Here is an 8,701-nt window from a genome sequence, read left to right as displayed (position 1 = left end):
GTACAGACCCAGACCATACCGGAACATAGCATAGGACACTCGCTCAAGGAACGTTTCGTTCTCCTCCTTCATGTCAGCGCTCCTTTCCGGTCGGATTCCACACGCCGTCGGACTCGTCCAGTTTCGTAAGACCACGGGCGTGCAGACGGTAGGCGATTCGATTCTGCGATTCGGTCAGCTCCTTGTCCTGCCAGATGGCGGACAGGACGGCCTGTTCCTCGTCGGTCAGCATGGATTCCAGCAGTCGGATTCGACGTTCCAACGTCTTCTTGGCGCGGGTGTAACCGGACTTGTGGTCGCAAGCGAGTTCGGCCATGCCCTTCCAGAATCCTCGCATATTCTGCCAGTTGAGTCGGGCGAGCTTCCTCAGCATATGCACTGATTCGTCGTCCATGTGGAAGCAATCGTAGGGTGGAACAAACGAGTCGAGCGGGTAAAGTCCGATGGGTTCGTAGGGGCTTTCCTCTTTCGCTCGGTTCAGATACCAGAGGGCTTTCTTCAAGTCTTCCAGACCGTTCTTGTCTTGCCAGCGGTACACGTATTTGATTGCGTTGCCTCCTAGGAACGGGTATCGTGATGTCAGTTCGATGCATTCGAAGGGGCCTGACGTGTAGTGGCTGGGGTGGTTGACGTTATCGTTGCTCAAATTTCTCTCCTAAACAATAGGCTGTATGTGAACGCTTCCAGTATAGCATACTATTTTCTAACGGGGGTAAGAGCCTTGCGATACTCCTTCGAAAGCTCATCATACGAACGTTTCAAAGACCTAGCCTTCCGCTTGTCTCCATCCAAATCCGTGGAGCAATGCAGATTCTCATACTCATTCGGCTTCTTGCCTTGCAAAGCAGCCAACATGTCCAAATCATATGATTCGTCCAACTCGTTGAACTTGGAAGACACCTGAGCATATAGCCGGAGCGACTTATTATACGATTCCGTCATCCTGCTGACTTGTTGGAAACAGGCGTTCTCAGCTTCGGCATGGGCACGCTTCGCCTTGCCTTGGGTATCCCACCAATAGTATCCGCCGCCACAACACAAGGACAGGGCGACAAGAACGGACAGCACAGCGGCTATCCTTTTCTGCACACGCTGTCTCGCCCATTCCTTGCCATCCCTTACTCCGGCGGCGATAAGACTATCAAAAGAAGGCGTCTCGCCTATCGGTGTCGGTCGGACTTTTCTGTTTGAATGCCTTCCCAATTATGGTCAATCCTTGAAACTCGGGAAAGTCAAGTCCAACCTCGGCTCAGATTCCGAACAATACACGGGAGAGCCTTCACAGAGGGCACGGTTGAGGTTTTCAGCGAACTTGTACGCCTGTAGTCTCCGTTCAGGCTCACTGCCCCGCAAGCATTTGCCGGTGGGAGTGTCTTGGAACCCGTGGGCGTCCTTCTGCGCCTTGGTGAGAAGGTTCTGCAACTGTCCGACGGTCAGCGAAGCGGCCTTCCCCGTTTCCAGTCTTCCGGTCTCACGCAGTTTTTGGATGGCATACTCGTTGTGGGACAAGTCCAAGCATGTATGCCATTGGCTTCCCTCTTTATGATTGTCCCCCAATAGAAGAGTTACCCTTCTGGTGTCCTCCGCGAGTTCCGACATTATGTTTTTGTTTCCTTTCAATTTTTCAGGCCGTAGTAGACGACCCCGTTTGTTTCTTTTGTACGGTCGAACAGTTCGTGGCCGCGTTGTGTGGTTTCGATGCTCCTGATTACTACTTCCGGAGCTTCGGAAATAGTCAACGGCTCTTGTCCGGCGAGTTTCGCCCACTGGTTTTGGATTACGGTGAGCGTGACCCGGCTGTTGGAGTCGAGTTGTCGGCATTGTCGCTCGTGCTGATGTTTGCGCACGTAGTCGGATGCGACGTCGGCCAGTGTGGTTCTAGGCATGTGTTTTCCTTGATTCTATTTGAATGTGGTTAATTCCAGTATAACAAGGAAATGTTTCAGATTTAGCTTTTCTGTGAATCTCGACGCCAACGGGCGAAATACACCCAAGCCGGAATGTCGGCGGAAACCGACGCCACACCAATCAAGCCGGTCAGAATAGGACGGACAATAATATCCTCCGGCTCTGAAACCGGTATAAACCAGAGAAGCGGCACCGTTCCAGCCAAGAAAACAATACTTACGGCGAGCATGACGAATGGCATGCCCTGTTCTATGAGATGTTTGGGTTTATCTGTTTTAGTCCGTGACCTTTTGTTTTTTGGCGGCTTACCGTCATGCTTGCCATGTCTGCCGTACATGGTGGTCTCCCTGTTGTCTGGATGGCTGGACGCCATGCGTGTGATGGACGCGGGGTCGATGACGGTGGTGAGTTCTCCGGTGTCTTCTAATTGTGGTTGCAAAACATGTTCCTCTCTATGTAAACGATTCCAGTATAGCTTACAAAAGGTCTTTGTCTAGTCTTCTTGACTAAAAACTTTTTTCAGGTTAACCTACCAATATGACTAAAAGAAAAGCTCTGATAAAACAAATCAGAGTAGAAGCCAAAAGGCAAGGGGTTTCTTTCGTTAAGGCAAATCGAAAAGGAGGAAGGCACGAGATTTGGACTTTGGGCGGAGCGATGATACCGATACCACGCCATACCGAATTAACCGAAACAACTACAAACGAAATCCGGAAAGAATGTTCAGGAGAACTAGGAAAGGACTGGTGGAAATGATTTACGACGTTGAAATCAAACCGGACGAGGGTTACTGGTTTATTAAAGTTCCCTCTATTAATAGAGTCACACAAGCCAAAAACCTTAAAGAAGTTGACGATATGGCTAAAGACCTTATAACGATTATGACAGGAGAACAAAACCCTGAGATTACCGTAAAAATGCAGTTACCTCAGACCGTATCAGACGCTATCCAATTACGTAAAAAGACCGAAGCCTTGGAAAACAAAACAAGAATAAAGCAACGAGAGGCCGTCAGAACTTTGCATGGGATGGGTTTTACGTTTCGGGATATAGGAAAAACCATGGGTATTAGCTATCAAAGAGCACATCAATTAGCTGACTGAATCTAAAAAAGCTAGAGGGCACGGTTAAAAGCATTAAGCCGCGCCCTCTAGAATAGAAACAAATTAATCGTCTCACCAATCGATGAGCATGTCGCCGTGGACGATTTCTCTCGCATACTTAATCAGGTCGGCGTCTGATTCGACACTGGGGTCGTCCACCAGTCTTTTCAGAGTGTGTAACACCGCTTGCTCGTATCCTTCCCAAAACTCTTTCGGAAGATATTTGCTCCAAAAATATTCCCCCATGAAAGCCACGCAGGGTTTGCACATTCGGACTATTGGAATATGCTCTTTCGGAGTGTTCTCATCTTCCATAGTGACAACTTCCAGATAAACGTACTTTTTATCCGCTTCGAAGAACAGAATGTTCTTTTTTGCTGGATTAGGGTCGCCTTCCAGTACGAAGTCCGGGTTTCCGAAATGCATTCCGAAGTCTATTCCGGCATCGGAATTGTTGAGCCTGTTCACGCAATCGCGGAGTACGCCCAAGTTGCATCGACACCAGTTCGGATAATCCGAAAGTGTCACCTCGCATTTGGCGCATGTGGGACATTCTTTTTCTTCGTTTTCCAATATCATTCCTCCCTTTTTAGATAGCCGGTTCGAGTAGCATCGGCGGAAGACACTGTTTCCAATTGACTCGCAATGCGCTCGTCAAATCGTTCATGTTCAATGCGAACAGTCCGGAATTCATCAAACCGTTCAATTCCACGATTGACACTTCACCGTTGATAAGACACAGGTCGAGCGTGTACGCGCCGTAACCGCAGTGGGCGAACATGCGTCCGGCTCGCGTGGCGAACTCACGGTATCGTTCTGCCAAGTCCGGCCTGAGTTCAACATTCTTAACGGTGGTGTCGTCACGAATCTTCTGCATTTGAGGGTCGAATCTCGTATGCATGTTGTCGATAGGGGTTTTCAACCCGATATTGCCAGCGCCGCAGACAGGCTGGTCGCCAACCATGAACATGCGATACTCATATTGGATATCGACATTCTCCTGAATAAGCAGAGCATTCGGGTCATCATCCGCATGAACAAACGCCCAACCTCCCCACTCCTGCACCTGCTGTTCAAGCTCGTCAAGATTAGTTCCGGAGATTTTCAAATTCGGTAGCAGTTTGGCTTGGTTCATGAATTTGATGAAGAACGACGAGACACCGTCCCTAATAAGAGAAGCGAACGCATGTTTGATGTCATCCTCGTAGATGGAACTGAGTTTCGTCTTCCGATGCATGAGCATGCGCACGTTGGGATTGATGGCGTAACGGTCGGCATGAGATGGGTCTGCATACTGGTCGATTGGCGGCATGTCCAACACTTGTCCGAAGTGCGGTAATCCGATTAGCCTCTTCGAGTCGAGGTCGGTTTTCCCATGCACTTGGACTATGGCGTCCTCACCTAGATTGCGGACACCCCAGTAGAGTCGGGAACAGGTTTCAATCCAATCCTCACGGTCTCCATCCTGCGGTTCCACCTTGCCGACGTATTTCTCCCATGCTTGGATGTAAACGTCGGGGATTCCGGTCATATCGTCGGGGCATTTGACCGGTGGAATGGAAATAACCCATGGTTTTCTTTCGGTCATTTTGTGACTCCTTTTCGATTGTTGTTGGCGTATTCGATTCCGGCCTTGAAAGCTTCCACGGCATAATCGTGGAGTGTTTCAAGCTGTTTCAGACTGAACCCATCCTCTAAATGCGGGGACAGGTCGGGTAGGTTTTCTTCTATCGTCTCTTCCGACATGTTGGAGATATTCAATTCGCCACTTCTTTGTTTCATCCGGCGTTTGTAAACATCCCCAGTATAACAAGACATGAATGATATGAAAGACGAAACAGGGGTCTGAACACAAAGGTAAGCCCAAACCCCTATTCCGCCATCAAAGACCATGCTTGGTCAGATACTTGTTGTTGATGATTTTAAAGCAACGGTTGCTGCCAAGCTCGTTGTACAGGTCGTCGCTCAACCGTTCGCCCGCTTTCGCATGCCAGACGATTCCTTCGTCCAACAAGTCGCGGGTCACGTTGCCTCGCAGACCGTCCACTTTGGCAATCATGTCCATCACATCGCCGGTCGGCTTCCACTCGGTCTCGTCCAACAGTGGGACGGCGTTGTCAAGCATGGCTTTCGGCCAATCCCTACGGTCGAGTTTCATATTGTCACGCCATACGGCGAACACGAATGGACGATAGGACGCCAGCTTCAACCTGTTACTGTTGACACTTGGGCCGCACAGCTCGAACTGGCAGACCATGCCTTTCTCCAACGCGTCAACCAATCCGGTTTTCACCGCCACTTGCATGTTCGTGCATTCCGGCTTCAACTCCCAATTGCGAGAGTAGACGTGAACCGTATCATCCATATCACGGTAGATTGTGGTGCTGGTGCCGTCCACCTTCACGGTCGGAGTCCACGCAATCCGTCTGATTTCATCCCAATACGCGGTGAGATTCTGCACTCGTGTGGCGTCGGACTTGGAGCATGGCGCGTTGAAAGCGCCAACCATGTCACCGCCTTTCAATGGTGGCAGTTCCTCATACTTCCACACGTCCGCCTGTAAGGTGATATCAGTACCGATGGGAGTGTCCTCCGGTACTCCAATCGTTGAAAGCGGCATGACTAGTCCTTGACTGTACACTCCGCGCAGTCGCGCGGTACGTAGCACGTGTCCGGTGATTTCCTTCTCTTCGCCGGTAATCGTGTTGGACACTGGCACGGTACGCTGCCCACGTTTCTGCAATTCCGCATACCGTGGGTCGTCGGCGGGAAGCATTGAATCGATTTCGAAATATGCCACATGGTCGCCGGGCTTTAATCCCATGTCCTTGCCGACCACGACAATCCATCCGCCAATGCGAGCCTTCTCGATACGGTCTGCGTTCTCGATAGGGTACACTCCCTCAATCTTTTGAACGCTCACCATTTTTCTAACCATCAGGTTTTCCTTTCTAACAGTAAGAGGGGAGAAGATGATATCGGCTCCTCCCCGAAGAATGTCAGTCCTTTTCGGACAGTGGGGTCAACTGCAACGGGAATTGTTCCTCCAGTTCGAGGGCGATAAGAACCCTTTCGTCCACCGGAACATCATGTGAGGCCAGCTTGTCCAGCAAAGTTGACAGGCTGTGAGGGTCGCCCAGATGATACTGTTTGCCGCGATACTGTTCCGGCAATGCCACGGGAGTGCGATGCTCCTTACTCCACGGTTCGCTACGCAGAACATCCAACGTGATGGGAATGTTGGATTCCTCTATCTTACGACGCGCGTTCCAATACGTTTCGTCGCACTGGTAGCGGCATTCCGGAACATCCACCTCATACTTTCCGTCCTTGTAACGGATGACCGTCACATAGCCATGAATGTGGGAGTCCTCCTCCCATGGCGTGTAGATGAGCGTCTGATAATCCAATTCGTCATACATCTGGTCGAGGCTGACGTTCAAGTAGACGGATAGAAGCCTAATGGTGCCGAAGGAAGCGTGTTCGAGCGCACGCTGGTCGTGGCTCCACCGGTTGATATCCTCGACAATCTCGTCCACCGGCTTCAACTGTTCCGGGTCGAGGTCGCGGATTTCGTCAACGGAATACGAATCGTATTCGTCGCATGCGATTTCCTCGGCAAGCTCACGGACGGTCATGCCGCTGGTTGCGAGAATGGTTTTCAGCCCAGACTGCGTGTCGTGGCAGAGCGGACAATCGCAGTATTGGATGTTGCGCAGATTGCGCATAAGTTCCGTGTAATCCTTGCCGGTCGCATAATGGGTGCCGTCCGGCATGGCGTATCCGGGCTTCAAATGGGTGCGAAGCCCATCCTTGGTTTCCTGCGGGATGGTGTCGGGAACGTATTTGGCGTTCTCTCCGATAATCTGCTTTTCACTGGTGTCCATAAAACGGTTCAGCCTTTCTTTTCGCTGGTTTTCTTGGTGGACGTTTTTCGGGTTTTCGGTGGCCTGTGGAATTCAAGAACGTTTTCCTCATTCAAGGATTTGCGTTGCAAGGTCATGACGGTTTTATGCGTGCGCATGCAATGCTGGCAGATGACCAATGTTCGAGCGTATGAGCATCGACCGTGACCGCCTGTTTGGACGACGGAGATGATGTACTTGCAACCGGTGTCCAAGTCGGTGACTCTTCCGCACAACATGCATGTGTATTTGGAACAAATCACGATTCGTTCTCGCCATCTTTATCGAGTTCATTGCGAACGATTTCCAAAGCCATGTCGATAGCCTCGTCCCAGCCTTTCCGCCATCCGATGACAAACGCTTCCGCCGGAGCGACTTTACCAAGCTTCGATTGGAGCAATGAGTGGACGGCCCTTTCTTTCAGTTCGTTTTCGTTCAAACTTTCTGCTCCTTTCCCTTGTCGGCCATCAGTGCGACGGCCAACCATGCCGGTAGTGGTGTATTCTGTAATTTCTGTGCTTCCTTCCGGGTTTCAGCCACGCGAAGGAACGGCTCCTTGTCTTCGGTGAGCATGTCGCCCGCCATTTTGACCGTTTTTTTCGAAGTGGATAGAAGCTGTTCGGCCTTCTGGTCTCCACCCCTCCACATGATTTGGAATCTAAGAGTTGCCCACAACCATGGATTGTCCCAAGAGTCATTCGGAATATCGTTAGCCGCGAACAAGTGGAGCAAATGTCGGACACGTCGGGTCAGGCTGGCTTTGCTTGCGGAATATTTGCCGCGTTTGGAACCAGAGAGGAACGCTTTCATTCCTGTGTCGAACGCGTCTGGATTGGTGTGTTGGAGCACGCTCCCGGGCAGGACTGTATCATTAACGGTTTCGGCGCTGGTCAGATGCCATCCGTTGCAGATGGGGCATTCGTAGGCTCGTTTCTCGGTGTGCTTAGCGCTTGCCTTGCCTTTGAGCACGGCGAGTGCGAGTCGTGCGTCCTGTTCGGTGGGGTAGCGTACCTTGCCGCGTTTGAGTGTGCATTTGCCTGCGGTGCGGTAGAGTCTGTTCTTCATTTCGTTCCCTCTCCTTCTTATTACATGGTGAGGAGGGTGTTGTAGGCGTCGTCGATGATTTCCTGTGCGCCGGTGTCGTATTCGTTGTCGTCGGAAAAGTCGTGGTGGCCGGTGGTCACGGCGTACCGGTCTCCTTTTTGGTAGACGCTGTAGAGGACCGTGTCCGGGTAGCCTTCTGCGATGTTGATGGTGACGTAGCCTTTGGTTCCGTTCTGGGTTTTTTCGTCTTTGATATTGGCGATGAGCGTGTCGTCGCTCATGTATTGGCTGTCGATGTCGGTGTTGCGCACGCGGGGGTCGTTGTCGATGGCGTGTTTAAGGTCGTAGAGGTTGATGGCGTTCATGGTGTTCTCCTTTTTTTGGAATGGTTTTTTATGTGAACACCCCCAGTATAACATAAACCATCAAAGAGGACAACTACCCCCTCTTCACAACCTTCGCACCATACTTATTAGCCCACTGACGAGCCAACATTTTCGCCTGTTCCCTACAAGCACGACGACTGAAAGCCGCACTGAACGTATGAGAACGCTTCATATCCCAAACCTTCCCATTCTCAGTATCATGCCGACGATACAATACGACCTTCAACGCGATAACGGAACCATACTTGTCCCGCACCTTCTCAATGACCACGACCTTCTTGTTCTTGTGGCTTTTGTCGCTATGCTGGGACATTCCGGTTCCTCCTAAAAAAAGAAAAACAGCGAGCACAATATT

The 8,701-nt window shown here is 50.8% G+C and carries 14 protein-coding genes; 1 reads left to right on the top strand and 13 read right to left on the bottom strand.

All coding sequences use genetic code 11. The features are described from left to right. Positions 1 to 73: 73 nt before the first annotated feature. The 5 genes from KSX58_RS05960 to KSX58_RS05940 all read right to left on the bottom strand — a co-directional run bounded on the left by KSX58_RS05960 (position 74) and on the right by KSX58_RS05940 (position 2,347). Positions 74 to 646, bottom strand: coding sequence for a DUF3310 domain-containing protein (locus KSX58_RS05960; RefSeq protein WP_217735961.1), 573 nt, complete (start codon positions 644 to 646; stop codon positions 74 to 76). Positions 647 to 696: 50 nt separating this feature from the next. Further along, complete coding sequence (locus tag KSX58_RS05955) at positions 697 to 1,203, bottom strand: hypothetical protein (protein WP_217752054.1); 507 nt, start codon at positions 1,201 to 1,203, stop codon at positions 697 to 699. 6 nt (positions 1,204 to 1,209) lie between these two features. Further along, positions 1,210 to 1,599 (bottom strand): hypothetical protein, encoded by a 390-nt coding sequence (locus tag KSX58_RS05950; RefSeq protein ID WP_217735959.1) that lies wholly within the window; start codon positions 1,597 to 1,599, stop codon positions 1,210 to 1,212. 17 nt (positions 1,600 to 1,616) lie between these two features. Beyond that, positions 1,617 to 1,886: a hypothetical protein gene (locus tag KSX58_RS05945; RefSeq protein ID WP_217735958.1), complete on the bottom strand. Its 270-nt coding sequence runs from the start codon at positions 1,884 to 1,886 to the stop codon at positions 1,617 to 1,619. Positions 1,887 to 1,948: 62 nt separating this feature from the next. Then, a complete protein-coding gene (locus tag KSX58_RS05940; RefSeq protein WP_217735957.1) occupies positions 1,949 to 2,347 on the bottom strand; it encodes a hypothetical protein in 399 nt (132 codons plus the stop codon). 313 nt (positions 2,348 to 2,660) lie between these two features. Here KSX58_RS05940 and KSX58_RS05935 point away from each other — a divergent pair, with 313 nt between their 5' ends. Beyond that, on the top strand, positions 2,661 to 3,011 hold the full coding sequence (locus tag KSX58_RS05935; RefSeq protein ID WP_217735956.1) for a hypothetical protein: 351 nt from the start codon (positions 2,661 to 2,663) through the stop codon (positions 3,009 to 3,011). A 72-nt stretch (positions 3,012 to 3,083) separates the two neighbouring features. Here KSX58_RS05935 and KSX58_RS05930 read toward each other — a convergent pair whose 3' ends face one another. From KSX58_RS05930 to KSX58_RS05895, 8 genes are all read right to left on the bottom strand, one after another. Next, positions 3,084 to 3,584, bottom strand: coding sequence for a hypothetical protein (locus KSX58_RS05930; RefSeq protein WP_217735955.1), 501 nt, complete (start codon positions 3,582 to 3,584; stop codon positions 3,084 to 3,086). Positions 3,585 to 3,600: 16 nt separating this feature from the next. After that, positions 3,601 to 4,599, bottom strand: coding sequence for a hypothetical protein (locus KSX58_RS05925; RefSeq protein WP_217735954.1), 999 nt, complete (start codon positions 4,597 to 4,599; stop codon positions 3,601 to 3,603). Further along, positions 4,596 to 4,793, bottom strand: a complete 198-nt coding sequence (locus KSX58_RS05920) for a hypothetical protein (protein WP_217735953.1) — start codon at positions 4,791 to 4,793, stop codon at positions 4,596 to 4,598. Before KSX58_RS05920 ends, KSX58_RS05925 begins: the two co-directional genes overlap by 4 nt. Before the next feature lie 100 nt (positions 4,794 to 4,893). Beyond that, positions 4,894 to 5,937, bottom strand: a complete 1,044-nt coding sequence (locus KSX58_RS05915; protein WP_237976446.1) for an RNA ligase family protein — start codon at positions 5,935 to 5,937, stop codon at positions 4,894 to 4,896. 73 nt (positions 5,938 to 6,010) lie between these two features. Then, positions 6,011 to 6,898, bottom strand: a complete 888-nt coding sequence (locus KSX58_RS05910; RefSeq protein WP_217735952.1) for a hypothetical protein — start codon at positions 6,896 to 6,898, stop codon at positions 6,011 to 6,013. 277 nt (positions 6,899 to 7,175) lie between these two features. Next, positions 7,176 to 7,355: a hypothetical protein gene (locus KSX58_RS05905; RefSeq protein WP_217735951.1), complete on the bottom strand. Its 180-nt coding sequence runs from the start codon at positions 7,353 to 7,355 to the stop codon at positions 7,176 to 7,178. Continuing rightward, entirely contained in the window at positions 7,352 to 7,981 is a 630-nt protein-coding gene (locus tag KSX58_RS05900; RefSeq protein WP_217752053.1) for a hypothetical protein, read from the bottom strand. The genes KSX58_RS05905 and KSX58_RS05900 overlap by 4 nt, the downstream gene beginning before the upstream one ends. 20 nt (positions 7,982 to 8,001) lie before the next feature. Next, a complete protein-coding gene (locus tag KSX58_RS05895) occupies positions 8,002 to 8,325 on the bottom strand; it encodes a hypothetical protein (protein WP_217735949.1) in 324 nt (107 codons plus the stop codon). Between the last annotated feature and the right edge of the window lie 376 nt (positions 8,326 to 8,701).

Source organism: Bifidobacterium sp. MSK.17.10 (assembly GCF_019129655.1).
Lineage (GTDB): Bacteria > Actinomycetota > Actinomycetes > Actinomycetales > Bifidobacteriaceae > Bifidobacterium > Bifidobacterium adolescentis.
The sequence above is the reverse complement of the archived record's forward strand: the minus strand, read 5'-3'. Positions and strand labels throughout refer to the sequence as shown.